Source organism: Rhodococcus sp. D-6, from assembly GCF_040256695.1.
Classification (GTDB): Bacteria; Actinomycetota; Actinomycetes; order Mycobacteriales; family Mycobacteriaceae; genus Rhodococcus; species Rhodococcus pyridinivorans.
Window position 1 is genome coordinate 4,780,273 of the sequence record NZ_CP132970.1, and the last position, 26,716, is coordinate 4,806,988.

The following is a 26,716-nucleotide window of genomic DNA, read 5'->3' on the forward strand; positions in this document are numbered from 1 at the left end:
CACCGGTCAGCGCTTGACGAGCGTGAGTTGCATCCCGGTGAGGTCGGTGGCCGTCAGCGCGACGTAGTCGTACTTCGGGGTGGGAACCCACGGCGACAGTCCGAGGGCGTCGATCCGCGCCGCGTCGTCGAAGCTCCGCAGGATCCGGGCGTGTCCGTGCAGCACGACGCTCCATGCGGAGTCCTCGCGGATCTCGTCCACCTCGAAGGCCACCTGCGGGTGCACCGCCAGTTCGGAGAGCTTGCTGCCCTCACCGCTGCGGAAGTACACCGTGCGATCGTCGGTGACGTAGTTGACGGGATAGATCTCCGGTCGTCCGCCGACGACGGTGACGAGGCGGCCCACCTTGCCCGTCGCGAGCAGGTCCCAGCACTGGTCCTCGTCGAGGGGGACGACAGGATCGTCGGTGTTCGGGTTGTCGCGCATCGCGTTCACTCCTCCGGTTCCGCTGCCGTATCCAGCACATCACGAACCGGCTTCCGGCGCAGTGGAACGCTCCGCCGGTTACGGTGAAACCGGCCGTCAGGACCGTGTTCGCCCGATCCGCCGAGAGCAGCCCGAACGAGGAGTGCCGATGTCCGCACAGGCTCCCGCGACCACCTCGAGTTGGCACACCCGCGCCGCGACCGACGTCGCCGAGGCGTTCGAGGTCGATCCGCAACGAGGACTGAGCGCGGACGAGGTCGAACGACGCCGCGGCGAGTACGGCCCGAACCTGCTCGACGAGGCGAAGAAGGTGCCGACCTGGCGACGCGTGCTGTCGCTGCTGGCCGACAGGATGACCCTCGTTCTGGTCGTCGCGGCGGTGGTCAGCGCCACCGTCTCCCGTGAGTGGGAGACCCCCGTCGTCATCTTCGCGGTGATCGCGCTCAACACCGTGCTGAACTACGTGCAGGAATCCCGGGCCGAGAGCAGCCTCGCTGCGTTGAAGAAGATGTCGGTGTCCACCAGCCGGGTGCTGCGCGACGGTCGCGGGACGGAGGTGCCGCGCGCCGAACTCGTCCCCGGAGACGTGGTGCTCCTCGAGGCCGGCGACACCGTCCCGGCCGACGGCCGACTCGTCACCGCCGTCCGGCTGCAGGTCGCCGAGGCCGCCCTCACCGGCGAATCCCAGCCCGTCGACAAACAGGTCGACGTCGTCGACGATCCCGACGCACCCCTCGGCGACCGCACCGACATGCTGTTCATGAACACCGAGGTCACACGCGGACGTGCCGCGATGATCGTCACCGGAACGGGCATGCGCACCGAGATGGGAGCCATCGCAACCCTTCTCGGATCGGCAGGCGTCGAACAGACGCCGCTGCAACGACGCATCGGCCAGCTCGCCCAGGCCCTGACGATCATCGCGATCGTGACGGTGGCGCTGGTGTTCGTCCTCGGACTGCTGCGGGGGCAGACCTGGTCGGATCTCCTCGTCACCGCGGTGTCGCTGGCGGTCGCGACGATCCCCGAAGGGCTCACGGCCGTCGTCGCCTTCACCCTCGCGATGGGAGCCTCACGCCTCGCGGCCCGCGGCGCGATCGTCAAACGACTCGCCGCGGTCGAGACACTCGGCAGCACCACCCACATCTGCACCGACAAGACCGGCACCCTCACCCTCAACGAGATGACGGTGCAGCGACTGCTCGTCGCGGGTCGTGCCTTCCGCGTCACCGGCACCGGGTACGGAACCGACGGCAAGATCCTTGTCGGCGACGGCCTGCCCGCACCGGACTTCACGGACGCACTGCTCGGGATGGGACTGTGCAACGACGCGACCGTGCGCAACGGAATACTGGTCGGCGATCCCACCGAGGGCGCCCTCGTGGTGCTCGCCGAGAAGGGCGGCATCGACGTCGAGGGTGCGCGGGCCGCGCTGAACCGCATCGCGGAGGTGCCGTTCGACTCGGACTACAAGTACATGGCCACCTTCCACACCCTGCCGAACGGCGGATACCGCTGTTTCGTGAAAGGTGCACCGGGTGTGCTCCTCGACCGTGCCACCTCGATCGCCGGTCCCGACGGTCCGATTCCACTCGACGACGACGGTCGCGCGAGGATCCACCGGGCCGTGGAGGCGCTCGCGTCGGAAGGTCTGCGAACTCTCATGATCGCCGGGCGCGACCTCGACGCCGTTCCCCGCGGCGACACCGATGCCCTGCAGGAGAAGGTGGCCGACCTGACGATCCACGCGATCGTCGGCATCGTCGACCCGCCGCGGACCGAAGCCGAGGATGCGATCGCCGTCGCCCACGAGGCGGGCATCTCGGTGCACATGATCACCGGCGACCATCTGGTGACGGCCTCCGCGATCGCCGAGGAACTCGGAATCCGCGGGTCGGCTGCCTCCGGTGCGGATCTCGACAAACTCACCGACGACGAACTGCGCCGGAGGGCAAAGGAATTCGGTGTCCTCGCCCGCGTGGCGCCCCAACACAAGATCAGGTTCGTCGAAGCGCTGCAGGCCGACGGGCAGATCGTCGCGATGACGGGCGACGGCGTCAACGACGCTCCCGCGCTCGAACAATCCGACATCGGTGTGGCCATGGGCATCACGGGAACCGACGTCTCCAAGGGCGCCGCGGACATGATCCTCACCGACGACAACTTCGCGACCATCGTCGCCGCCGTGGCCGAGGGACGCGGAATCTACGACAACATCATCAAATTCGTGAAGTTCCAGCTCACCACGGCGTGGGGCTTCGTCCTGATCTTCCTGACGGCCGGTGTGCTCGGCCTCGCGGGTGGCGCGCCCTTCAGCGCACTGCAGATCCTGTGGGTGAACATCATCATGGACGGACCGCCGGCGCTCGCGCTCGGTGTCGACCCGACCGCCCCCGACGCGATGCGGCGACGACCGCGGCCCGCGAACGAGGCGCTGCTCGAACGCTCCCGGGTCCAGCGCATCCTCGGCCTCGGCATCGTGATGACGGTGGGCACGATCGCGGTCCTGCACTTCGGGCCGGAACTGTTCCCCGACAGTGCATCCGACCCGTTGTTCGCCACCACCCTCGCGTTCACGACATTCGTCTTCTACCAGGTGTTCAACCTGTTCAACGTGCGCTCGGATCTCGGATCGGTGTTCTCGGCGCAGACGTTCACCAACCACACCATCTGGATCGCGATCGGCGCCGTCGTCGTCCTTCAGATCTGCGTCGTGCAACTCGGCGCCCTGCAGGGATTCATGGACACCACCTCGCTCACCTCCGAGCAGTGGCTGCTCGCGGTCGCCGTCGGCTCGTCCGTGCTGTGGGTGGACGAGATCGGCAAGTTCGTCGCCAGGAGGATCGAGGCGCGCAGGGCCGAGCGGGCGGATACGACCTTCCTCACCTGACGATCGGGAGATGGCGGAACTCACGTCGCCGCGGGGAGAAGTGTGAGGCCGGACTGCCCCAGAATGGAGGCTGCCCCCGCGTCGCTCCCCCAGCGCGCCCGCGTCCCGGCCCGCACGACCTCCGGCTCCGGGACCCTCGACAGATCGAAGGTTTCCTCACCGATGACCACCACGGCTTCCGGCCGCCCACTCGACGATCCTGCCCACACCGACTCCGGACATCCCGCGCGCACGCTCGTGATGTGGGCGCTCGCCCTCGGTGGGTTCGGGATCGGAACCACCGAGTTCGTCGCCATGGGGTTGCTCCCCGAGATCGCGACGAGCATCGGGGTCTCCGAACCCACCGCGGGCCACGTCGTCTCCGCCTACGCGGCCGGTGTCGTCGTCGGTGCCCCGCTCATCGCGACGATCGCCGCCCGCGTGCCGCGCAAGACACTGCTGGTCGCGCTGATGGTCGCGTTCACCCTCGGGAACGCCGCCACGGTGCTGGCCCCGAACTACGGTCTGCTCGTCGTCTCCCGCTTCGTCGCCGGCCTGCCGCACGGCGCGTACTTCGGGGTCGCCGCACTGGTCGCGGCGCACCTCGCCGGACCCGGTCGCCGCGCGCGGGCGGTGTCGCTGGTGATGATGGGGCTGTCGGTGGCGAACGTCGTCGGGGTGCCCGCTGCCTCGTGGCTCGGCATGGCGCTGGGCTGGCGCGCGGCGTTCGTGCTGGTCGCGGTGATCGGAGTGGCCACCGTCGTCGCTCTCGCCGCCTGGGTGCCGACACTGTCGATACCGACGACCAGCGTGCGGGTCGAACTCGGGGCGTTGAAGAGCAGCACCGTCTGGCTCACGCTCGCCGTGGCCGTCATCGGCTTCGGTGGTGTGTTCGCGGTGTACACCTACATCAGCACCACGCTGACCGACGTCGCCGGAGTGTCGAGATCGCTGGTGCCGGTCGCGCTGATGCTCTTCGGCGTGGGCATGGTCGTCGGCAATGCCATCGGTGGTCGCGTCGCCGACCGCGGTGTGATCCCCGGCGTCTACGCGTCGATCACCTCGCTCGCGGTGCTGCTCGCGCTGTTCGTCGCCGCAGCCCACAACCCGTGGACCGCCTTCGTGATGGTCTTCGGCCTGGGTGTCGGATGCGCCGCGGTGGGCCCGGCCCTGCAGGTGCGGTTGATGGACGTCGCCGAGGACGCCCAGACGCTCGCGGCGTCGCTGCACCACGCCGCGTTCAACCTGGCCAACGCGTTCGGTGCGTGGATCGGCGGGGTCGTGATCGCGGCCGGGTTCGGCTACACCGCTCCCGCCGCGGTCGGTGTGCTGCTGGCGCTCGCCGGTGTCGCCGTGTTCGCGATCTCCGTCCGCCGCCGCGAGAAGGCTGCACCTTCCCGACGTGATTGGATACGGAAGTGACCGATTCCAGCATTCCGACCCCGCCCGATCCCTTCTTCACGGTCGGAGCGCGTCTCGACAACGGACTCGGCCGCACGGGCACGATCCACACCCCGCACGGAGACATCCGCACCCCGGCCTTCGTCCCGGTGGGCACGAAGGCGACCGTCAAGGCGGTGCTGCCCGAGACGATGGCCGAGCTCGGCTCGCAGGCGCTGCTCGCCAACGCCTACCACCTCTACCTGCAGCCCGGCTCCGACATCGTCGACGAGGCCGGCGGGCTCGGGAAGTTCATGAACTGGCCCGGTCCGACCTTCACCGACAGCGGCGGCTTCCAGGTCATGTCGCTCGGAGCCGGGTTCAAGAAGGTCATCGCGATGGAGTCGGTCGGTGTCCAGAACGACGACGTCATCGCCAAGGGCAAGGAGCGGCTCGCCCACGTCGACGACGACGGGGTGACCTTCAAATCGCACCTCGACGGGTCGCGGCACCGGTTCACCCCCGAGGTGTCGATGCGTATCCAGCACGAGCTCGGCGCCGACATCATGTTCGCCTTCGATGAGCTCACGACCCTCATGAACACCCGCGGCTACCAGGAACGCTCCCTCGAACGGACCCAGGCGTGGGCGGTGCGGTGCATCGCCGAGCACGAGAAGCTCACCGCCGAACGCGCTCGCCGCCCCTACCAGGCGTTGTTCGGCGTCGTGCAGGGCGCGCAGTACGAGGACCTGCGACGACAGGCATGCCGGGGCCTCGAGTCCATCGTCGGCGAGACCGGCCGCGGATTCGACGGGTACGGCATCGGCGGTGCGCTCGAGAAGCACAATCTCGGCACGATCGTGCGGTGGTGCACCGAGGAGCTGCCCGAGCACAAGCCGCGACACCTGTTGGGCATCAGCGAACCCGACGACATCTTCGTCGCGGTCGAGCACGGCGTCGACACCTTCGACTGCGTCAATCCGTCGCGGGTCGCGCGCAACGCCGCGATCTACCACCCCGAGGGCCGGTTCAACATCAACACCAGCCGTCACCGGCGCGACTTCACGCCGATCGACGAGAACTGCGACTGCTACACCTGCCGGAACTACACGCGCGCGTACATCCACCACCTGTTCAAGGCGAAGGAGATGCTCGCCTCGACGTTGTGCACGATCCACAACGAACGGTTCACGGTGCGCCTCGTCGACGACATCCGGGCGAACATGGAGAACGGCACGCTTGCCGAGTTCAAGGCCGAGACGCTCGGCCGGTTCTACGCGAGCCGGTGTCGGGCCTGAGTCGTCAGGGCGTGAGTCGTCAGGCGTAGGAGGGTTCGCGCTTCTTGACGTACGCGATCACGCGGTAGGTCACCGGGAGCACGACGATCTCGACCAGCGTCTTCCACAGGAACCCGACGATCACGAAGTTGACGAAGTCGGCCCAGGTCGTGATGCCGATGGCCCCTGCGGCGATCGAGCAGAAGATGAGGGTGTCGGCGAACTCGCCGACGACGGTCGACCCGATCAGCCGCGCCCACAGGTGCTTCTCCCGGGTGCGTTCCTTGATGCGGACGAGCACGTACGAGTTGAGCAACTGCCCGACCGCGTACCCGGCGAGCCCGGCGATCAGCATCCGGGGCACCACACCGAGGACGTTCTCGAAGGACTCCTGACCGGCGTAGAAGTCGGCCGGGGGCAGCTGCTGCGTGATCCAGAAGCACAGCGCGGACAGCGCGACCGCCCCGAAGCCGTAGAAGACGGCGCGGCGGGTGGCCGCGAAGCCGTACACCTCGCTGAGCACGTCGCCGAGGATGTAGGCGAGGGGGAACAGGAAGAACCCGCCGTCGGTGATGATCGGCAGGATCTGCAGCGGCCCGACGGTGAGTTCGGAGCCGGTGAAGAACGCGATGCCCTTCGTCGCGGAGATGTTGGAGATCATCAGCACCGCGGTGAACAGCACGACGATCCCCGTGTACGGGCTGCGTCCCACGCGCGCGAAGGCGGCGTGGTCGAAGAGGGCGGGGGAGGTGTTCGATCCGTGCTCGGTCACCCGGACATCCAAGCATCTCCGCGGGGTGATCACGAAGTTGCGGACCGTCTGTACATGCGCCTGTCCGGTTTTCTCGCTGATCGTTGCTGTATCTCCACAAGAAAATGGGTGTAGGTCCTCGCCGAACTTGTCGGTGGCGCAGCATGCTGACCTGGGGTTTTTCATGTTCGTGTCACTCAATGATTCTCACGATCTTGTCGAAATCCGTAAGAATCCCGGTTCTGTCTCACTATGCTCCTGCCCTTGAACTGGGGAAACGCGGTGACGAGGACGCCCTACCGACACGAAATCTGGAAACCGACACTGAATCGTAAAACCTACAAATGGGATGAATCGGGCAGATAACCGTGATTGGGTCTTAATCACTCAAGGTTTCTTAAGGCGTCAAGACCGCTAATTGCCATTAGCGCACCGTCACCGTCGAAGCCCCTGCTGAGCGCGTTTTCCCGTGGAAACCTGTCCGAACGGGACGGTAGGCTCCGTGTTCGTGCCCGATGACCTGCTCAGCCGCCGTCCGGACGACGTTTCCGTGCCTGCCCCGACCTCCTCGGACCCAGCCGCGCCGTCCGTTCCGGTGTTGCCGGCCGAGACGCTCACGCAGGTGGCCGGGACAGCGGGGCGGTCGCGTTCGGAGTCGACGCGCCGGAACTATGCCGCGGACTGGGCCCGGTTCACCGCCTGGTGCGCGCGCGAAGGTCACGCCGCGTTGCCGGCGCATCCGCTTACCGTCGCCGCCTACCTCTTGGGCGCCGCCGCGACGGTGACCGAGGCGGGGGAGCGGGTCTACTCCCCGGCCACCCTGGCCCGCTGGGTGGCCGGGATCGGCTTCCACCACCGCCGCGCCGGCCACCCCGCGCCCGGGGCGGACGAGCTGGTCACCGCCACCTTGTCCGGGATCCGCCGGGACTATGCCGCGGCGGGGGAGCGGCCCCGCACGCCGAGGGCGCCGTTGCTGACCGCCGACATCGTCACCATCGTCGAGAAGATGCGCGCCGATACCGGCAGCTGGGTCGACGAAGTCCTCGAACGCCGCGACGCCGCCATCTTGCTGCTCGGCTTCGCCGGCGCATTCCGGCGCAGCGAACTCGTCGCGCTGACCTGCAGTGACGTCTCGCTGCACCGGCTCGACGGCCTGCACATCAAGCTCCGGAAATCGAAGACCGATCAGGAGGGGCGGGGGAGTGTCCGGGCGTTGCCGTTCACCCACTCGCACACGAGTTGTCCGCCCTGTGCGTGGCTGCGGTGGGCGCAGGTCGTCGCTGCCTTCGACGCCGGGGGCCGGCCCGCCGTCATCCGCCTGCTGCGCACCGCCGAACCGTTCGCAGCGCACGTGTGCCGCGGTGTGCGTCCCCGCATGGTCCCGGCATCGCCGTTGTTGCGGTCGATCCGCAAGAACGGCAACCTCTCCGACACGCCCTTGTCGGGAGCGGCGGTGCACCAGGCAATCCGGCGCCGCGCCGAACAGGCCGGCTACGACCCCGAGATCGTGCAACAGCTCGGTGGGCATTCGTTGCGGGCCGGGTTCGTCACCCAGGCCTTCCGCAACGGCGCCAGCGCGCACGCGATCATGCGCCAGACCGGGCACAGCACCCCCGCCATGCTCGAAACCTACGCCCGCGAACACGCCCCGCTCATCGGGAACGCTGTGACGAATCTCGGATTGTGACCGCGATGAACCACACTGGCCGCGAATCCTCCTCCCACAACGTTGTTCACGATGCCGACCTCGGCTTGCGGATCTCGGCCCGCTACCGGCACGATTGGGCGCTGTTCGCGGATTGGTGCGCTGCCGCCGACCACCGGCCCATCCCCGCTACGCCTGAGGCCCTGGCGCTGTTTCTGCGTGAGCACCCGGCCGCGGTCGCGACGCAGCGGCGCCGACTCTCGGCGATCAACGCCGTGCACACCGGGCACGGCTACCCCGCCCCGGGACGGACCGAGACGGTGCGCCGGCACCTCGACACCACCCGCGCCTCGCGTCTCGACCGGCTCGGGCGCCTTCTGATGCAGCGGGCGGTCGAGCTGCCCAGCACCGGCTGGCCGAGCGGACTATTCGGCCGCCGCGACGCGCTCCTGCTGGTCCTCGCCGCCACTGGGATGACCTTCACCGACATCACCGGGCTGCGCCGCCGCGACATTCGCCTCGATGGAGACACCCTGGTGGTCATCACCCGGGCCGGCGAACGATTCCGTCTCCCACCGGATCCGGAAACGGGGGACAACCCGGCTGCCGCGATTCACCGGCGGTGGGTGCAGATCCAGGCGTTCCTCGACCAGCACCCGGGTACGCATCTGCTGCGCCATCACCTCACGGACCCGGTCGAGATCATCGTCGATCCGCTCGACGAGGAGCAGGCCCGGCAACCGCTGCTGTGTCCGATCGACCGCTGGGGACATCTTCCACACGGGCAATCGATGACGCCGCAGTAGGTGTCGGTACTGGTGCGAGCGCACCTGTCCGGTCGCGCCCCGAATCGCACCAAGATGCCAGTGATGCTGCGTGCCACCGTCGAGGCGGGGGTCGAACCCGAGATCGTTCTTGATCCAGACTATTACGAACGTGGTGTGGATGCCCGTCGGCGTGACCAACAGAAACTTAATGATCTTACCGACGTGTTCGATGAGATCGAGGAAAGGGCTGACGCCTTGTTCAACGATCTCCTGACTGTGTTGGAAGAGACTGCAATCGATGGTTCGCCTTAACCTTGAGGAGGGAGCGACGTCAGGCAGCGCCTCTATGCTGTTTCATCGTCTTTTCAGCGAAGCAAGTCTTTGTAGGAGATGTCAGTGCAGCACACCTCGCTCGGGAATAAGGCACCGTCCCTAGAAGAACGCCTCCAGGCTCTCGAAGCGGTGCTCGAAAGTGCGTTGGCGGAGGTGCGTCAGCTTCGAGAAAACCTACTGGTGAAGGAACCTAATTCGGCCGAGAGTCGGGGATCGAGCGCTACACAACATGCCGATAGTTCTCAATACGATGAACCGTCCCAGCAGCAGCCGGAACATCATGGAAAGCGTCGAAGCCGACGGGTTGACCGTGTATGTCCGGTGTGTGGGCGAACCGTGCCCATGAAGTTGGTGACCGGGAAGCTGCACGGTCACTACCCTCCCGGCGCCAAGGAAGATTGCCCCGGCACTGGGCTCCAGATCGAGCATGAGCGTGAGGATGCAGACGCGTGGGAACCGCTGGGACCTCGCGGCCCGCGGAAAGTGGAAAACCCCATAGAACTTGAAGATGCTGCTACCAGGTCCGTTGTGCGACCGCTTAGCGAAGGACCCAGCGTAAGTGTCCGAGCGATTCCCGTCGGACCACCTGGGTCTGGTAAACGAAGATGAAGATCATCTTACGCGTAGGGTTCATTGTCATCCGAAGGGGATCAATAGAGGATGGGGTCCACTCACAGATACGACGTGGACCCCACAACTCGTGACGGTACGGACTCTTCAAGCCGGTCCCCGATGTGGGTGACCACATTGCGCACCGACGTTCAGGGTGATTGTCGCCTTGTCCCTACGGAGCTGGTCGACGACTCCATACCTCGGGAACTCGACTGATGCCTGAGTACCACTCCGCGAGCGACGGGTCGATTGCACGAAGCAGGCGAGCCACGGTCCGGTGATAGCTCATGACATCGGTGTCGCATAGAGGCTCGAGATGAGCAACGCGATTGCGCAGACTGTGCAGCCGATCCACCCAGTACTTGACGACGAGAGGATCGGAGTGGTGTGGGAAAGCTTTCTCGACACCTCCGAACCACAACTGACGCTGGGCTTGGGGGCCGATTCCTGAAGGATCGCGTGTGTCCTTAGCAGGAAGAATCTTGTTCCACGTTCCGAAGGTGATGTGTGCGACCACGTCATCGTGATCTACCGGGACGCCGTGTCGACGGTGCCCCGGTGGACGCGCGCGACGATCGTTCTCTGCGCGTTGTTTGGCGTCCACATAGGTCGAGTGGCGGTACTTCCTACCACGAGCCCAGGGGTTGAGGATGGCCCAGAGGGGGCCGGCAGGCGCCCTAACCCATTCCTCGCTGTAGATGGTCACGCTCTTGTCGCGAGGATCGGTCCGAGGAGGTTGGGAGGCGTTCCAGATTCGGAGTTGGGCGTCGATGGCGTTGCGCAGGAAGACCTCGGCGATGCCAAGGGCCTCTTGGAGGGCTCCGCTCATCTCGATGTTCCATCTATACAGTTCAAGCGCCTTGCGGGGGTCGTTGTTGCAGTTCGCCCGATAGGTGCCGAACCTGGCATCAGTGACATGCGTTGCGATGGAATCGATAGTCTCTTGAATCATGTGAAGACCTTTTGCTACTCTCTTAAGCAGAGGCGAGGGCTTGATACCTCGCGAAAACATTGAAGGTAACCCCTGGCGCTGATGCTCCAGGGGTCCTTTTCTTTTTAGAACCTCCTCTTCAGTTCAGCTCCGTACGGGGGCTGAACTTGAGCCTTGCTCCTCCGGTTTCGAGGAGTAGTTGATCTACATCATCGACGGGATCGATCCCTTTTGCAACCGACCCACTACCACCTTTGGTGCGGATAAAGAAAGTATCTACAGCAGATGTTCGTATGACTTTGCGGCGGATTAAGCTATGGATGGTAGCGTGCCCAGTACGTTCTTGTGCATATATGATATGGAACGGAGAACAGGCAGCACCGGTAGCTCAGAGGACCTCATGAAGGCAGCACGACCCGCTGCAAACGTAGATGACTTGGGAGATGCTCGGGATGGTGACGCGGCAGGGGCCCGATGCGGCTGCTCGGGAGGCGATGAACTATCTGGTATCCACGTCCAAGCGCACGAAGGGTGTGCAGCTACCTCGTTCGTTCCTGCGGGACGACTCGCCGGATCCCCACCCCCCGATTGCTCGCCTGGTTCAGGGCGGGCGAGGAGGTGAGGTACGGCTGAAGCTGTACCTGACGGCGGTTCTCATCGCAGGTGGAGCACCGTACGTTTATGAAAAAACCACACCGGCACGCGTATGGGCGGCGCTGTTGAATCTTCCCGACCCCGAGACGGCAGGTGCTCGTCGGATATCCGACGCCTTCGCATGGCTGCATCGCCACAGGTATCTGGACGTCGACCGGGCACGGGGCCGCACAACCAGCTTCCGTCTGCTGGACAGCAACCTGACCGGGGAGGACTACGAGAAGCCCTCCCGCGACTACGTCTCCGTCCCCTTAGGTCTGTGGAAGCAACATTGGATGTCGGCGATGTCGGGCCGGGACCTGGCTATCTTGCTCGCGATATTGGACACCCCGGGCGACGATACGGACAGTTCTTTTCCGCGATTCCTGACCACCGAACAGAGGAACCGATACGGGCTGTCGCCGGATACCTGGACGCGTGCGGTGCGGCAACTCCACCACATCCGGGCGATAGAGGTCGATAACAAAGTCTCTGGACGATACTTCCAGTTCAGAAGGGTCCGGAACGTTTATCGAGTGCTTGATCCGGAGTTCTCCACCGAGCCGATCTGGCCGGTCACGCAAGCCCCAGTCTCCGGGTTCGACTTGTAGGTCTGAGCGCACCCACGACTTGAGCAGCCTCGTCAGGCATTCGGTCTGGCTTCTCACGTTCGAGGTGGATCACTGCCGGCGACGCAGTTGTTCAGTATGGTCTGCAGCTTCCCGAAACGACGTGTATCCCTTCGTTCTGTCCACCAGGCGGAGTTCCATCTCCCCTTGGGTGTATCGATCGGTGAAGTAGGTGCCGTGGATCAATTCGGGGAGGAGCCGAGTGGTGTTGAGCGAGCACGACCCCAGATGCCGATGGCTGCGTTCCCGATGTTCGGGACGGGGATCGTTCTGGTAGAGAAAGCTGAGCCTGTCCACGTCGTCGCCCGGTGCCTGGTCCCAAAAAAACGACTTGCTGGCGCTTCCGCTTTCTGCTGTCAGCTGCCGAACATGAAGGGCCCAGTACGACTGGGTGATTACCACGTACCCAGGTATAGGACCCCGGTTGCCGCCTTCCGGGATACGACTTTCCTTCGTCGGAGTGAGTGTGATTTCCCACAGCCCGTCGATGCGGGGCCTATGGGTCAGTCGGTGCACCAACGGCCAGCGCCACACCCATAGATCCCACGCGACAACAACTGCCGATGCGACTGCGGGAAGCCAACCGGCAATGAGCCTGGTAACGCCGTCGAGAGGACTTCCCGCCCAGGTAAGGATGAGAGAGTAAACGATTCCGACACCGACTACGGTGAATCGGACCAGAGCGGTAGGGCGCACGTTGTGTCAGCTTTCATATCCGAGATGATTCCACGTAGTAGTGCCCCATAGAGTGGTGTAACCCGATGACCGGGACCACAACCGGCAGTGTGTTGCTGCTGGACGTGAAACGGTCACCGCGTGATCCTTCGAGTCAACCTTCCACAGAATCCTCGAACGGAGTCATCACGATGACCGCACCCCACATTGTCGACCCTGCAGGCGTATTGCACCAAGCCCTGACCGACGCGTCGCCCGATCTGATGCGCGAACTGCTGCAAACCATCATCAACGCCCTGCTCTCCGCCGAAGCCGACGCGGTCTGCGGCGCCGAATGGGGCCAACAGTCCACCGAACGAGTCAACCAGCGCAACGGCTACCGGCACCGCCCGCTCGACACCCGCGTCGGCACCATCGACGTCGCGGTCCCCAAACTCCGATCCGGAACGTATTTTCCCGAATGGCTCCTCGAACGCCGTAAACGCGCCGAAGCGGCATTGATCACCGTGGTCGCCGACTGCTACCTGGCCGGGGTCTCCACCCGCCGGATGGACAAGCTGGTCAAAACCCTCGGCATCAACGCACTGTCGAAATCCCAGGTCTCACGCATGGCCGAGGACCTCGACGAGCAGGTCGCCGCCTTCCGGCAACGCCGCCTCGATCACGCGGGCCCGTTCACGTTCGTCGCCGCCGACGCATTGACGATGAAAGTCCGCGAGAACAAGCAGGTCGTGAACGCAGTCGCGATGGTCGCCACCGGAGTCAACGCCGACGGGCACCGCGAAGTGCTGGGCTTGCATGTGGCCACCAGCGAGACCGGGCCTGCATGGAACACCTTCTTCGCCGACCTGGTCGCTCGAGGTCTGAGCGGGGTCCGGTTGGTCACCTCCGATGCGCACCGTGGTCTGGTCGATGCGATCGCGGCGAACCTGCCCGGTGCGGCGTGGCAGCGGTGCCGGACCCATTACGCGGCGAACCTGATGAGTGTGTGTCCGAAGAGCATGTGGCCGGCGGTCAAGGCGATGTTGCATTCGGTCTACGACCAGCCGACCGCCGATGCGGTCGATGCTCAGTTCGATCGTCTCGTCGAGTACACCGAGGACCGGCTCCCGGCGGTGGCGGAGCATCTGGGTAATGCTCGACCGGATCTGTTGTCGTTCAGTGCGTTTCCCAAGGATGTGTGGACTCAGGTGTGGTCGAACAATCCGGCCGAGCGTCTCAATCGAGAAATCCGGCGTCGGACCGATGCGGTGGGGATCTTCCCCAACCGTGACGCCGTCGTCAGGCTGGTCGGTGCTGTTCTGGCTGAGCAGACCGATGAATGGGCGGAGGGCCGGCGGTATCTCGGGCTCGAGGTGCTGGCTCGTTGTCGTGCTGTTGGTGCGGAGCCGGAGTCCTGCGGGGAGGTGGTTACAGAGCCTGCCGCCGCGATTCCTGCTGCATAGTCAGGACAGGAAAAAGGATCACCGTCCTACACCACCTATCGGGGCTTGACCTTCCACGTCGCCAAGACAAGGTTCTTTCCGTCCTGGATCGACCACTTTTTGTCGTTGGTGAAGAGCCACTTCATCCGATTGGGTTCAACCATCTGGCGCTGACTCTCCTCGGCCTTGAGGAGATCCCACAAGCGAACCAATGTGGCACGGAAACCTTGATCGAGATCACCGGTGGCGAGTGTCGCAGCGGGCACGTTGAAGATCAGGCACTCCATGAAGTACGACGGAAGATCGTCGATGATCTCTTCTGCCGCCAGGTAGTTCTCTGCATTCTTCAACACCCGGACATACCTCTTGTACCGATGGTTGGTCTCCACGTTCAAAGCCCGACCATTCTCCAGCTGTTGCTTCGGCCAGTTCACGATCTTGCTGTCGCCGTCCGCAGGGAAGACGCAAGTCCCTTCATGCCACTTCGTTCGCTCCGGATTCGCGTAGCGTCGATATGCGATGCTCGGGACGACATCAGCGCTGGGACGACTTCCCTCGACCGCGCCGATATTGATGGCCACGCGGCCGCTGGTATCCACAGAGCCCGCCCCGAAAAAGGCCTCAAGTGCGTCGACCACGGCCTTGCGCCAACTGTCGGGAGTCCACGAACCCTGATAGGGACGCGGTGGAGGCTCTATCCCCCTTACTCCTGACTTGTAGTCGTAGTAGCAGCAGTCTTGAAGTTCCACTACGACGTCGACGTCGGAGTCACGGCGGACATTGGTGTTGTTGGCATAGCTGCCCTTTGTATAGATGACGAAGTTTGTGCCGTCAAACGTGTCGCCGGTAGTGATGGCGTTTCGCACCATCCCTTCCGCGCGTTCTTGTTGTTCCTTCTCCTTATCGCTTGAGGGCTGAATCCATCTGCTAAGCAGCTTCGCGCGATCGGCCGCTGACATACCCACTTTGTATCTCCACCTCCGAGAAAGAGAGGCTATCCGCCAGCGCCGACATCAACCGTCCTACGGACTCAAATATTGGTCCATCATCCGGACTTCGCCCTCCTGGAGGGAGATGACGTGTCACAGGCCCGAATTACACCAAGCCCGTCCCAGGGTTGACATAAGAGCCGCTATCGGCTGGCGGCTTCCACCTGTGTCGGCGTGGAGGGTACGAGGGTCTCGCTCGTAGGTCCCGAGTAGGCAGGAAAGAGTAATGTGCGCGCCGCCTATACCCCTTGAGGAACCATCGTCCACGGTCGCCTTCGTGGAGGATGACACCGTCGAAACCTTGCTGGCGGTGACGAACAACCGGCAGCGCACCTCACCGCGCAGGGACATCCTCAAGGCCGAAGCCGTACTGCAGTACGCGACGATCCTCCACGAGCAGGAGATCCGGACACTCGACGATGCTCGCGTCCTGCTCGACGACCCGCAGGGACTCGACATGGTGGAGACTGCGTTGCGGGCCGTTCCCGGTGACGGCGGCTTCGGGGTGCGCCGCGGCTATCTGTGATGCTCGTCGGCCACGAGGACACCGTCAAACCCCGAACGCATGGTGCTGCGGTGGCTGACCCGCCACGGCGCTGACGTTTAGCGGAAGTAGGCTTTCTGACACCGCGCTATCGGGATGCCTTCGTCGTGCGCAGTGCGCACTGGATCTGTGTTGGTGCCGATGTATATCAGCCCTGTGTGAACTGCGGCTTCCGGAGATTCTGCGTAGAGCGGACTTGCTGTACCGGGCGTCGCGGAGTCCACAGTTGATACTCTCCCTGACGACACGCACCCATGGAGGGGTTTGCGGGTGATCGTCGAACGGCTAGGAGCGTCATGACCATGTCCGCAGCGGGGAAACCGCCGATCGGGAATGCGGAGCCGGAACGGGCCGTGCTCGTAGAACACGAGGCGTCGGCACGCCTGGTGGTGGCACGCGGAGTATTCGCCGCGCCGACTCTTCGGGTCGACGACGACCTGTATGCCCGCATTCGCGGTGGCAAGGCACACCGTGAGCGGTTCGTGTTGAACCTGGAGAAGGGTGCGCGGGTCGACACCAACACCTACTTCGGTCGGTTCGCTGCCAGCTATTACCAGAAGTGGACCACCGTACGGGAGGTTCGCGTCGGCTTCTGTTTCGAGGCTGTGGGGCAGGCAACGGTCCTGCTGCGAGCCTCCGATGCCGAGGGTCATGCCCGCACGGTGAGCAGTGTGCAGATCGAAGGTTCGTCGGTGACGTCGCTGTCAGCGGCATTGGACTGCTTCCTCGACGGCGGGGCGTTGTGGGTGGAGTTCGTTGCTGTCGACGGTCCGCTGACGATCCGAGACCTTGAATGGACGGTCGATTCGCCGTCGACGATCCGGCCCGCGGCCATCACGATCTGCACGTTCAATCGGGCTGCGGACTGCGCGCAGACCCTCGCCGCCATTGCAGCCGACCCGGTGATGGTCGCTGGTATCGATGCGGTCTATGTCGTCGATCAAGGCACCGACCATGTGTCCGAGCAGAGATTGTTCGTCGAGGTCGCCGAGCGACTCGGTGAAAAGCTGATCTACATCCGGCAACCGAATCTGGGTGGTGCCGGCGGTTTCACCCGGGGTATGTACGAGGCGTCGGCGATCAATGAACACGCAAACGTGATCTTGATGGACGACGATATCCTCTGCGAACCCGAGTCGGTGCTGCGCATGAACGCGTTCGCCAATGTCACCTCGGAACCGACACTCGTGGGCGCTCAGATGTTGTATCTGATGAATCCGCGGAATCTGCATGTCAGTGCGGAGGAAGCGGATCTGACCAAACTCAAGGCCGGGCGGTGGGCGCAGAATTCGCTGCACGACGCCGACATGGTCAAGAAGCAGCAGGACAGAAGAGTTGACGCCGGCTACAACGCGTGGTGGTCGTGCCTGATTCCGGCCGAGGTGATCACCCGGATCGGACTGCCGCTGCCGATGTTCTTCCAGTGGGACGACATCGAATACGGGATCCGGGCGCGCGCTGCCGGGTTCGTCACGGTGACCTTGCCCAATGCCGGGGTATGGCATGCCGATTTTCATTGGAAGGACCGCGACGACTGGGCGAAGTATTTCAGCGTCCGTAACTCGCTGATCGTCGCGGCGCTGCACAGCGACTTCGACACTGCGGAGTTGGGCAAGGTGCTCACCCGGGAGATCACCGAGTACATCGTGTCCATGCAGTACGGTTTGGCGCACACCACCTTGCGGGGTATCGAGGACTTCTTGGCCGGACCCGATGTGCTTGCCGATGGTGGTCAAATGGCGTTGAAGTCGATCCGCGAGGAGCGGATGCGGTTTCCCGAGACGATCAAGCATCCGGCGCATGCTGTTCCGGGGGTTCGCCGGGCAGATGTGGTCGTGCGCAAGGCGGGGCCTCGGCCCGACAAGAAGCGCCTGGATCTGGTGCGGGCCAAGCGGGCTGCCTACCAGTGGCTAGGCCGCACTCAGCACGGCGTGGTGAGCATCCCTGCGGGTGAGGCGCATTGGTGGCATGTGTCGTTGTTCGACCATGCCGTGGTCACCGATGCCTCCCAGTCGGGGGTGCGAGTGCGTACGCGCGATATGTACGCCGCGCGGCAGCTGACCCGGCGCATGACCTCGGTGCTGCGGCGTCTGCGCGCAGAAGGTGCTCAAGTACAGAGCAGATACCGCGACGCCTTGCCGCAGTTGTCCGACCGGCAGAACTGGGCACGCCTGTACGAGCAGTAGCGCCACGAGCGGGGGCGCTCTATCGCAGCCGCACCACGACCTGCTCGTTGTTGCGCGTGTAGGCCAGGTACTCGAAGTTGATGCCGGTGCGTTCGACATATTCCGTCCACGCCCGGAATTCGTGTTCGGGCCATCCCGGGTAGTTGAAGAACTCGTCGAACACAAGCACGGTGCCCGGCACGAGTCGAGCGCCGAGCAGATCGAATACCGTCGTCGTCGACGAGTACAGGTCGGCATCGAGGTGCGCGAAGGCGACGTCGCCGGGATGCGTCTCGAGGAATTCGGGCAGGGTGTCGCCGAACAGTCCGGATACCAGTTCGGTGCCGGGCACCTCGGGTAGGTGCTGTTGGGCGAACTCGCCGGCGGGAAAGCCGCTGCGCCAGGTCTCCGGAAGTCCGGTGAACACGTCGAATCCGAAGATCGGATGGTCGTCTCCCAGCGCCTCGGCGATGATTGACAAGGTGGTGCCCGACGCGACTCCGAACTCGAGGGCCAGGCCGGGTATACGCACCTGTTCGAGAGCGAAACGCAGCGTCTGATGGGGGTGATCGCAGATGGTGGCGGTCGGCATGTTCGCGACGGCGAACGCGGCGGCGGTGTCGGTGGCGGTGCGGTCCATGGCGTAGGTCAGATCGCGGCGTTGGCGTTGTTCGAAGTCGGCGAGACGGTCCTTGAGATCGCTCACCTCGGATCGTGTGTGTTTGAGCTCCTCGAGGACTGCCGCGAGTTGGGCGGTCGTGGTGGTCAATTCGGCGAGCACCCGGTCGTGGTGTCTGTCCTGGAGTTCACAGGAGCGTTGGGCAGAGGCATCGACGACTTCGGCCAGCGCTCGCTGCAGCTTGCCGCGTGCCATCGTTCGCCACCGTCTGCGCATCATGCCTCCAAGATCGTTGCTCGGCAGTGCCCCGAACGTAGACAGATCACCCTCTGCTCCGCAAACGAGACGATCTTGTACGTAGCCCATGACGGCCAGGGAGCGTAGTCCCGTGCGGGGATCGTTGGGCGCTGAACGATCTCGGCTCGGGTGCTGCGACGGTGATCAATATGCGCCGGGTCCCGGAGCCGACGAGGATCCGGTCGTCGGGGAGTCGTGTTCGCCTCCCGAGGAGTCCCACTCGAGTGGGGAAGTCTTCATCGTCCGGTCAGGGATCGGGCCGACAGGAGTGCGATGCCCGGTCGCCAGCATGGTGAGACTGGTGGCCAGCAGCAGCATCCAGCCGAGGGTGGGGCGCAGCATCTCGAGGTGGGTGCCGAATGCGAAGAAGTGGGCCGAGGACCAGTTCTCGTCGGTGCCGAAGGCATAGACGGCCAGCCAAGCCGGCCAACTACGCAGCACCGAACCGGCCAGTACCACGCTGGCGACCAGCGGCACCAACGTAAGGGAATAAGCCGCGGTGGCGATCGGCGTGAGCAGGCAACTGGCGAGCAAGACGATCCCATTTGCCGTCAACACCGTCAACGGTTGCTCCTCGCGCCGCAGATACAGCAGCACCAGGGCCGCGACCGCGCCGGCGACGATCGTCGCGGCGAGCAGGATCGCCACCGCGGTGGGCAGATTCAGATAGTCGGCCACGGCGAACACCGACCGGGATGAGCCGGGGGTGGAATCGAGGGCGGAGAACCCGAACTCGCCGGTGCGGATCCACACTGGCACGGCGAGTGCGGTGGCGACTGCGGCGGCGAGGAGGGGTTGGACCCAGCGGCGCTGCAGCAGCGGCACGATCAGCAACGCCGCGAAGACCGGCATCAACGCCACGACAGCCCCGAGCGTGATCGCCGCGACCACCTCGCGGTGGCGCACCGCCAGAAGCAGCCAGAGGGTGAGGGCGAGCAGGACGAACGCGCCGAGATCGGCGGTGAGCAGGGTGGAAGTCACCGGACCGCACAGGAACATTCCACCCAGCAGCACCGGCGTCGCCGGCGAGCGCATCGGAAGGTGCAGCACCCGCAGCGCCAGGCACCAGGCTGTGAGCAGTGCTCCGACGGAACAGCCCTGCCACCACCACCAGGCCGTCTCGGGTGTCATCACCGCCAGAGGCGCGCTGAGCATTGCGGCACCGGGGCTGAGTGCGGCCGGATCGCTGTGCTCGGCGAGGTGAGGGGTGATAAAGGCGAACGAGGCGTCGTACACGGTCAGGAACCGGCCGGAGGGGAACGGCTCCGACAGCGCCCACCAGAGTCGTTGCAGCACGATCAGCACCGCCAGCGGCCACAGCGCGTAGGTGGCCGCCTGAGGCAGCGAGCGGGCGGTGCGAGGTTCGATCGCGCCGAGCAGACGAGGCAGGACGGACATGCCGGTCACGATACGGGCGGGGCGGGGTCGTGCCCGCGGTCGCGGCGGGTTTCTGACGTGGTGGTGTCGGTGTCCTGGTGCCCACTGCTGCGTGCGGGGGATGACGGGAGGATCGGGGGTGTGCTGCGCGGCGCGGCGGGCCTGTCGGTACTGCCGGCGTCACAGACCGCCGCGCCGGCCGGTGGGGTGCGCCGACCGTAGGCGAGAAGCACGGCTGTCAACGCGACAGCGAAGATGAGGGGATAGGCGCACTGCGCGACGGTGCGCAGCACCGGTTCGGCGGGGGTCATGAAGATGCCGATGGCCACCACTCCGTCCGGATAGGAGCGGTACCACGCCACCAGCGGCAACGCCGCAGCTACGGGGAGAAGATAACCCCACCAGCGGCGTCGGCGCCGCGCTCGGTCCAGGCACAGCACCAGCAGCGGCACCGTCCACACCCAATGATGTCCCCACGAGAACGGGGAGACCATCGGCGCGGTCAGACCACACAGGGTCAGCGCCAGCAACTGTTCACCGTGGCGCTGCGCCAGGGCCGCTGCACTCAGTCCGGCGGCCGCAACCACCGCAGCGCATATCAGCCACAGCCACATCGACGGCTCGTCGGTGTGCAGGGTGCGCGCGAGGATCCCGCGGATCGACTGATTCGCCGGGGACGAGATCAACCCGATCCGGTCCGACCGGATGATCGCGTCGGTGAAGTAGGTCCAGGCATCGGTGAAGATCACCACGAAGCCGACCACGATGGTGGCGGCGAAGGTACCGGCCGCGACGACCGCAGCGCGCCACTGCCGCACCACCGCCAGGTAGACGATGAAAAAAGCCGGGGTCAATTTCAGTCCGGCGGCGACACCCACCCCGATGCCCCGCAACCGGCTGGCCTCGGGCCGGGACAGATCCCACAGCACCAGTACCAGTAGCAGCAGGTTGATCTGCCCGAGCCAGATGGTCATCCGGACCGGTTCGAGCCAGGTACACGCCACCGCCAGCGCGCCGCTGACGATGCGCAGGCGCGTGGTGTCCTGATAGCCGAGAGCACGCCAGCTCAACCACACCGTCAGATACAGCAGCACGAAATTCGTCAGGTGCACCGCGATCATCGTGCCCGCAACCGTAAGCATCGACAGCGGCACGAACACCAGTGCCGCGAAGGGTGGGTAGGTGAAGGGCAGCAGATCGAACAACACGAAGTTGTACAGCGGCTCGGAGGTCCGCACCGTCATCCCGCCATGGCGATAAACCACCGTATCGACAGCATTGCCGAACAACCCGTAGTGATCGTGCCAGCCGAGCAACCGATCGTGGGCGAGAAAGGCCAGCGCGGCAACGACCATCGCCCCGGCCGGCCACCAGCGAGGCAGGTGTTCATCTCCTGCCGGTCCGTGCCCGTATTGTCGATGCTGCACTCGGTGTCCTCTCCGCATGATCCGAACCTAGGCCGGTACAGTCCTCGGCTCAGACTCCAACACACCTGCCGAAGCCATGAGCAGTCCCTATCCGGGGTCGTGCTGTCGAAAGCTTCGGACAACCGCAGCGCTCCTGGCAGGGGTAAGCGTCCTTGGAGATGCAGAAGGTTGCGTCCTGCTCTTCGTCGCCGGTTGAGAAAGAAAGGCATGCTGACTCGGTCAATTCTGGCTCTCTACGAAACTGATGTGAAACAGATCACCCATTTTCTATGGGGGGAAGGTTATGCATCTGTTGCGGCGGGTAATAGATAACCAGCCCAGGAAACGCCAGGGCGACCCGGACCGGATCGGGCCGGGTCCGAATCGACACGAGGAGAAAACGATGACCGAGATCCTGAGTGCTTTCATCGAGAACTTCAACGTCGTCCTGCAGACCCTGTCGACCGGCAGCGCAGACCTGATCGACACCGTGGTCTGACCGGAGTCCACCGGGAAGATCGGAGGGTTCTTCCCGAAAACTCCACTGCCCCTGAGAAGATCTGCCACGGTGACACAACCGACCCCGTGGCAGATCTTCTTACATCAGTGGCCGCCCGTCGTCACCGCCCGGCCATCAGGAAAACGGTGACCACCTCGTAAAATATCGGCTTTCGTCCGCCCAAGACCACGATGAATACGTGTAAATACGTATGCACAAGGCGTCGTGTGTTGTCTACGCGACCGGACACGTCATTGTCACGTCTTCCGGAGGATTCACTCGGTGAAATTTTCGATAGCGCAACAACTCGGAGGACACCCGTGATTACGAAGGATTCGGCTTCACTGGTCGCGTGCGGCGTACTGACGACGGTGCTCGTGTCCTGTGGTCCGAGTGACGAGACCGGTTCCCGGTCTCTGCCTGAGACCTCAACCTCGGCCGGCGCGACGATGACCTCGGAAACCACGCCGCAGAAGAGACAGCCGTGTGGCGATGACGAGGGGCTGCCCGTCGAGGCGTCGGACGGCAGTGTCGAGACCCGACTGGCGGCAGCGGGGGTGAGCGATGCGCTGGTGTGTGAACTCGGTGCCCGCGCCGACGGCGCCGGCTACGGACTCGACGGCCGAGCCACCACATTCGCCCAGCGGCAGGATTTCGCGGTGGTAATGGCACAGACCTGCGCGGAGGTGGCCAGCGGATACCGCAGCTGGGAACAGGTGATCGACGCCGACGTCGACCAGGGAGCGCCGCCAACGTCGGCGTCGAGACTGTACAGCTATCTGCGCACCGCCTTCTGCCCCCAGGTGAGCGCCTCCGCAGAGCCCGCACCTGTCGAACGAGCCCTGTCCTCGGGGCCGGTCGACGAGAACGGGATGCGCGGTATCGCCTCGACCCTGCCTTGGTACCAGGGACGCTTCGAAGCGTTGCCGCTGTCCAAATGCACCTCTCGGCTGGGGGAGTTCACCTTCGGTCAGGGATACGCCTTCCAGTTTGACGCCGATACCGTGCTGTGCCTCGAGGACTATTCCGATGGAGGTGGCCGGGCCGGGCACGAGTTGTGGAGCGCTGATCTGGTGTTCGCTACAGCGGTGACTGAGGATGTGGCCCTGGATGCCGCCCGGCAACTGCTGCCCGAGGATGCGGTCGAGGACAGCCGAGTGGTGGGCACGAACGCGACCGGACCCCACAGTTGCCTGAGCATCGACTACCACTCGGAACGTCTCGCAGACCATGCCCGGGATGCGGTATCACGACGGACGAACGATCCCGGCTACATCAACGTTCACCTGTATTCCGAGGGTGAATCGGATCTGGGATCGTCGGCACCGTATACCGGCACCGCGCAACTCGCGTCGCTGAACGCTACCCGCAGCAACGACACCGATGATCCGGTGTGTTGAACCCCTAGGGATTGGTGCGCCTTCGCGGAATTGGTTGGGTGAGTCCTGGGCGAGAGCAATCAACCGTTCCCGTAAGGCAGTCGCCGGGTCCCATCCGGCTGGCCCCTGGCAGATGGAGCCATCGGGCCCCATGGCCGTTGATGGTGGTGTCGAATGCGCCGGTGTGGTTCTGTCGGGAAGGGACTCCGCGTAGTCGCTGGCATCGGTCGGGTCCGAAGTAGAGGGCGCATGGTCGGCGGCGTTGGAAGCACATCCCTGCGGTGGTCAACGGATCGGTCGACGACACCGGCATCAGATCGAGATGGAAGACCACCACAAGTCGCTGAAACACGCTGTTCTGCAGCCTGATTCGCTTCTGTGTCGGTCTGGAACGGCCGTATCGTGCATCGTGGAGTGGACATGTGACCATGAGGAGAACGATGTCGATACATGACTGTGACGGCTGGGTCAGATCCCTGCGGGGGCACCATGTGACCTTCACCGGAAGGGTGAGGATCAACGGGATCCACCACACCAAAAAAGAGTGCAGAACTTTGGCACTCGGCCGCGGTGCGGACGCCGTCGTGCAGGACTTCTCCCACTCGCTGACTCTGCTCGTATACGGCGAGCTGAACGCGAATGTCGTGGCCGACCCAGATCAGGTCTACAGCCGAAAGCTGCTCGCAGTCCAAGAAGCCCGGGCTCTGCGTCACCCGCACGTGCATGTGGTCGACTCCGCCGGATTCGCCAACCTGCTCAAGAGGAAGCCGGCACCCTGCCGACGTCTCGGCTCATCGAAGGGGACCACTGTCGTCCTGCCTGCACCCGGTAACGGCGTGTTCGGTGGTCCGCTGGTGGTTCATCGCGGGTCCACCCACCCTGCGACGATCTTGAAGGAGGACCTCGACAAACTCGACGCCGGTACCGTCGCCCACCAAGACACGGTGAAAAAGCTCCAAGAGCATCTGACGAGCCACGGCATTCTCGCCCTGCGTCCGGCTCCAGGCGCACCGGCCTTCGACATCGGCTGGACCAAGGAAAAGACGCTCTACGTGGGAGAAGTCAAGAGCCTGGGCGGCGTCAAGCAGGACCAGCAGATTCGTCTCGGGTTGGGGCAAGTCCTGGACTATACCCATCGACTGGCCAGCACAGCCAGGGTGAAACCGGTCCTGATTCTCGAAAAGCGCCCGAAGAACTACGACCACTGGGAAAGCCTGGCCCGGTCGCTACGCGTTGTGCTGACCTACGGCCCGTCCTTCCCCGAGGTGTAGGACAGGGGCGCGGCTACTGCACTCTCATCTCCCTCCAGTAGATGCCCTATCTTGCCGGTCACTTCTCGTTCCAACCATCCGCACTCGGCAGTGCCCAGCGTTGACCGGCAGCAGCCCACATCGGCGCAGCGCAGCGAGAGTATCCGCACTTACGCATGATGTAGGAGCACCGGGGCGGACAGGCCTGCATCCGTACCCCTGGGTATTCGATCAGCGCATGGAGCTCTCGCGCCGTTGCATTCCCGAGTGCTTGGAGACCGATAAGGGTCCAGATTGTCCACTCCGGCATGCTCGTACGCTTCTCTCGCTCGGGTGATGCTGTCGCCCACTGGTGACATGCTCGTCGGTATGGACGCGCACACACGAGCACCCCGGGTCCACCTGTGCCGGTTGTCGCCTCGCCGAGATGCTCTCGATTCGTACTTCGCACTCGATCACATCGCTGACGCTGCCCATCCGCTCTGGGAGATGCCGGCGCAGTACGAGTCCGGCGACACGGTCATCATCGTTGTGCCCGCTCGCGAGCCGATGATCCTCAACATCGAGACTCTGACATCGAGTTCGGCCGACCGCGGATGCGACACCGAAGACAGCGCCGGTGCCGAGACGGACGGCATCTCGGTGCCCGCCATCGAACAGCGCATGGGCGAGCCGATGCCGACCGCACCGGCCACCCTCGATCCGGACTATGCACAACGGTGGATGGCTGCTTACGATGCCGAACGCAGCGAACCGACGCCGTGGCAGCTTCGTGACACCACCGGCTGCGCCGCTACCCGCCTCCAGCACGATGACGCGGGTGTGGACATCGTCGGAGCCGCGCAGTGTCTGTGCTGCGATACCGGCCCTTCTGCCGCAGTCTCAGGGCACGAGTCACCGAGTGTTCTCGAGGTGCACCTCTGCAACGACGAGGATGCCGCAGATATGGGAATGTTCCCGCGGCCGGGTCTGGCGGTGCGGGTCTGCGCTCGGTGCCATGCGCAGCTGCACGAGCCGTACGGGCCGACCGTGATGGACATCCTGTTCGTCCAGCGCCCACCGTGTCCGGAATGCAGCCGTCATCAGGCGCTTCGGTTGATGTGGGGGATGCCGCCCACGCCGCCGCCTCCGGGCACGATCGCAGCCGGATGCACCCCTGGCGACGACGGTGCGCTGCCGGATTACCGGTGCCGGCACTGTGGCCACACCTGGTCCGTCGGGCCGGAACCGCAGCACCTCGAGGAGCACTGGTCCGAAATGGCCGGCTGGCTGGTCGAGTCAATGACGGACAAGCCGGTGGGTTTCGTTCTCGACCTCGGACCACGCGACTACAGCGACGGGGGTGAGGACGAGCAGGTGGTGTGCGCGCAGATCCAGGTACTCGACAACGACGTGATGTTGTTGCGCCGCTCGACCGTCGAGCTCGGACACCTGCTGCTCGCCGACTACTCGACCGCCGGCGTCGTGCTCGATCGCTGGTATTTCGACAACCACTTCGACGACTGCACCGACGGCTATTTCTTCAGCCGCGATCTGGACCTGATCGCCACGACCTGCGTGGCGTGGTTCCGCGACAACTGGGGCATCGCATCGGTCGACGACATCGGCTGTTCGTACCGCTTCGCCGATACCTTACTACCTCCTCCCGACCTCCGCGGGACCGACGACGACCGCGGCGACAAATTCTTCACCGAACCGCACTGAATCGGACGGGCGAACACAGATGTCAAGCTCACTTCTGGTTGTTCGCGCAGGATGCCGGCGACTTACGAACGGAAGACTACGCGGGCTTTCGGCGGCTCGGTCCACGTCACCACCCCGAACACCGGTGCCTCTGAG

General features: G+C 64.5%; 19 protein-coding genes and 1 pseudogene. 12 read left to right on the forward strand and 8 right to left on the reverse strand.

The features are described 5' to 3' along the window. Positions 1-6: 6 nt before the first annotated feature. Positions 7-426 carry a pyridoxamine 5'-phosphate oxidase family protein gene (locus RBB84_RS22510; protein WP_006552520.1) on the reverse strand — a complete coding sequence of 140 codons (420 nt, stop codon included), beginning with the start codon at positions 424-426 and terminating at the stop codon, positions 7-9. Positions 427-574: 148 nt separating this feature from the next. Between RBB84_RS22510 and RBB84_RS22515 the strand changes: the two genes are divergently transcribed. From RBB84_RS22515 to tgt, 3 genes are all read left to right on the forward strand, one after another. Then, a complete protein-coding gene (locus RBB84_RS22515) occupies positions 575-3,316 on the forward strand; it encodes a calcium-translocating P-type ATPase, PMCA-type (RefSeq protein WP_019290301.1) in 2,742 nt (913 codons plus the stop codon). 240 nt (positions 3,317-3,556) lie between these two features. Beyond that, a complete protein-coding gene (locus RBB84_RS22520; RefSeq protein ID WP_230792121.1) occupies positions 3,557-4,717 on the forward strand; it encodes an MFS transporter in 1,161 nt (386 codons plus the stop codon). Continuing rightward, positions 4,714-5,973: a tRNA guanosine(34) transglycosylase Tgt gene (gene tgt / locus RBB84_RS22525; protein WP_197481899.1), complete on the forward strand. Its 1,260-nt coding sequence runs from the start codon at positions 4,714-4,716 to the stop codon at positions 5,971-5,973. Before RBB84_RS22520 ends, tgt begins: the two co-directional genes overlap by 4 nt. A gap of 19 nt (positions 5,974-5,992) precedes the next feature. On the opposite strand, the gene RBB84_RS22530 is transcribed toward tgt, so the two are convergent. Next, a complete protein-coding gene (locus RBB84_RS22530; protein ID WP_228045077.1) occupies positions 5,993-6,664 on the reverse strand; it encodes a queuosine precursor transporter in 672 nt (223 codons plus the stop codon). Positions 6,665-7,211: 547 nt separating this feature from the next. Here RBB84_RS22530 and RBB84_RS22535 point away from each other — a divergent pair. Then, positions 7,212-8,390 (forward strand): tyrosine-type recombinase/integrase, encoded by a 1,179-nt coding sequence (locus RBB84_RS22535; RefSeq protein WP_350247715.1) that lies wholly within the window; start codon positions 7,212-7,214, stop codon positions 8,388-8,390. A gap of 5 nt (positions 8,391-8,395) precedes the next feature. Next, a pseudogene (locus RBB84_RS22540) lies at positions 8,396-9,427 on the forward strand (hypothetical protein). 805 nt (positions 9,428-10,232) lie between these two features. Here the strand turns inward: RBB84_RS22540 and RBB84_RS22545 are convergent. Further along, positions 10,233-11,012, reverse strand: a complete 780-nt coding sequence (locus RBB84_RS22545) for a hypothetical protein (protein WP_156666238.1) — start codon at positions 11,010-11,012, stop codon at positions 10,233-10,235. 431 nt (positions 11,013-11,443) lie between these two features. Between RBB84_RS22545 and RBB84_RS22550 the strand changes: the two genes are divergently transcribed. Continuing rightward, positions 11,444-12,235, forward strand: a complete 792-nt coding sequence (locus RBB84_RS22550) for a hypothetical protein (RefSeq protein WP_350246881.1) — start codon at positions 11,444-11,446, stop codon at positions 12,233-12,235. 69 nt (positions 12,236-12,304) lie between these two features. On the opposite strand, the gene RBB84_RS22555 is transcribed toward RBB84_RS22550, so the two are convergent. Further along, positions 12,305-12,949, reverse strand: a complete 645-nt coding sequence (locus RBB84_RS22555; RefSeq protein ID WP_197481930.1) for a hypothetical protein — start codon at positions 12,947-12,949, stop codon at positions 12,305-12,307. A 170-nt stretch (positions 12,950-13,119) separates the two neighbouring features. Here RBB84_RS22555 and RBB84_RS22560 point away from each other — a divergent pair, with 170 nt between their 5' ends. Next, positions 13,120-14,373, forward strand: coding sequence for an IS256 family transposase (locus RBB84_RS22560; protein ID WP_350246341.1), 1,254 nt, complete (start codon positions 13,120-13,122; stop codon positions 14,371-14,373). A gap of 35 nt (positions 14,374-14,408) precedes the next feature. Here the strand turns inward: RBB84_RS22560 and RBB84_RS22565 are convergent, their stop codons facing one another. Further along, complete coding sequence (locus RBB84_RS22565; RefSeq protein ID WP_350246883.1) at positions 14,409-15,311, reverse strand: hypothetical protein; 903 nt, start codon at positions 15,309-15,311, stop codon at positions 14,409-14,411. Between the two features lie 307 nt (positions 15,312-15,618). Between RBB84_RS22565 and RBB84_RS22570 the strand changes: the two genes are divergently transcribed. Continuing rightward, a complete protein-coding gene (locus tag RBB84_RS22570; RefSeq protein ID WP_064257468.1) occupies positions 15,619-15,867 on the forward strand; it encodes a hypothetical protein in 249 nt (82 codons plus the stop codon). Positions 15,868-16,181: 314 nt separating this feature from the next. Next, positions 16,182-18,071, forward strand: coding sequence for a glycosyltransferase (locus tag RBB84_RS22575; RefSeq protein ID WP_064257467.1), 1,890 nt, complete (start codon positions 16,182-16,184; stop codon positions 18,069-18,071). A gap of 19 nt (positions 18,072-18,090) precedes the next feature. Here RBB84_RS22575 and RBB84_RS22580 read toward each other — a convergent pair whose 3' ends face one another. The 3 genes from RBB84_RS22580 to RBB84_RS22590 all read right to left on the reverse strand — a co-directional run bounded on the left by RBB84_RS22580 (position 18,091) and on the right by RBB84_RS22590 (position 21,770). Continuing rightward, the gene (locus RBB84_RS22580; protein ID WP_033098618.1) at positions 18,091-18,945 is read right to left on the reverse strand and encodes a class I SAM-dependent methyltransferase; all 855 of its coding nucleotides are present in this window, start codon (positions 18,943-18,945) and stop codon (positions 18,091-18,093) included. A 165-nt stretch (positions 18,946-19,110) separates the two neighbouring features. After that, a complete protein-coding gene (locus RBB84_RS22585; RefSeq protein ID WP_156666236.1) occupies positions 19,111-20,364 on the reverse strand; it encodes a glycosyltransferase family 87 protein in 1,254 nt (417 codons plus the stop codon). A 5-nt stretch (positions 20,365-20,369) separates the two neighbouring features. Further along, complete coding sequence (locus tag RBB84_RS22590; protein ID WP_231912115.1) at positions 20,370-21,770, reverse strand: glycosyltransferase 87 family protein; 1,401 nt, start codon at positions 21,768-21,770, stop codon at positions 20,370-20,372. Between the two features lie 927 nt (positions 21,771-22,697). Between RBB84_RS22590 and RBB84_RS22595 the strand changes: the two genes are divergently transcribed. The 3 genes from RBB84_RS22595 to RBB84_RS22605 all read left to right on the forward strand — a co-directional run bounded on the left by RBB84_RS22595 (position 22,698) and on the right by RBB84_RS22605 (position 26,581). After that, on the forward strand, positions 22,698-23,648 hold the full coding sequence (locus RBB84_RS22595) for a hypothetical protein (protein WP_156666235.1): 951 nt from the start codon (positions 22,698-22,700) through the stop codon (positions 23,646-23,648). Positions 23,649-24,118: 470 nt separating this feature from the next. Next, complete coding sequence (locus tag RBB84_RS22600; protein WP_156666234.1) at positions 24,119-24,898, forward strand: hypothetical protein; 780 nt, start codon at positions 24,119-24,121, stop codon at positions 24,896-24,898. 348 nt (positions 24,899-25,246) lie between these two features. Continuing rightward, positions 25,247-26,581, forward strand: coding sequence for a hypothetical protein (locus tag RBB84_RS22605; protein WP_331712479.1), 1,335 nt, complete (start codon positions 25,247-25,249; stop codon positions 26,579-26,581). Positions 26,582-26,716 lie beyond the last annotated feature (135 nt).

Coding starts and splice junctions, on each gene's coding strand:
- RBB84_RS22510 (WP_006552520.1), bottom strand. CDS start 426: ATGCGCGACAACCCGAACACCGACGATCCTGTCGTCCCCCTCGACGAG.
- RBB84_RS22515 (WP_019290301.1), top strand. CDS start 575: ATGTCCGCACAGGCTCCCGCGACCACCTCGAGTTGGCACACCCGCGCC.
- RBB84_RS22520 (WP_230792121.1), top strand. CDS start 3,557: ATGTGGGCGCTCGCCCTCGGTGGGTTCGGGATCGGAACCACCGAGTTC.
- RBB84_RS22545 (WP_156666238.1), bottom strand. CDS start 11,012: ATGATTCAAGAGACTATCGATTCCATCGCAACGCATGTCACTGATGCC.
- RBB84_RS22550 (WP_350246881.1), top strand. CDS start 11,444: ATGGTGACGCGGCAGGGGCCCGATGCGGCTGCTCGGGAGGCGATGAAC.
- RBB84_RS22560 (WP_350246341.1), top strand. CDS start 13,120: ATGACCGCACCCCACATTGTCGACCCTGCAGGCGTATTGCACCAAGCC.
- RBB84_RS22565 (WP_350246883.1), bottom strand. CDS start 15,311: ATGTCAGCGGCCGATCGCGCGAAGCTGCTTAGCAGATGGATTCAGCCC.
- RBB84_RS22575 (WP_064257467.1), top strand. CDS start 16,182: ATGACCATGTCCGCAGCGGGGAAACCGCCGATCGGGAATGCGGAGCCG.
- RBB84_RS22580 (WP_033098618.1), bottom strand. CDS start 18,945: ATGCGCAGACGGTGGCGAACGATGGCACGCGGCAAGCTGCAGCGAGCG.
- RBB84_RS22585 (WP_156666236.1), bottom strand. CDS start 20,364: ATGTCCGTCCTGCCTCGTCTGCTCGGCGCGATCGAACCTCGCACCGCC.
- RBB84_RS22595 (WP_156666235.1), top strand. CDS start 22,698: ATGACCTCGGAAACCACGCCGCAGAAGAGACAGCCGTGTGGCGATGAC.
- RBB84_RS22605 (WP_331712479.1), top strand. CDS start 25,247: ATGGACGCGCACACACGAGCACCCCGGGTCCACCTGTGCCGGTTGTCG.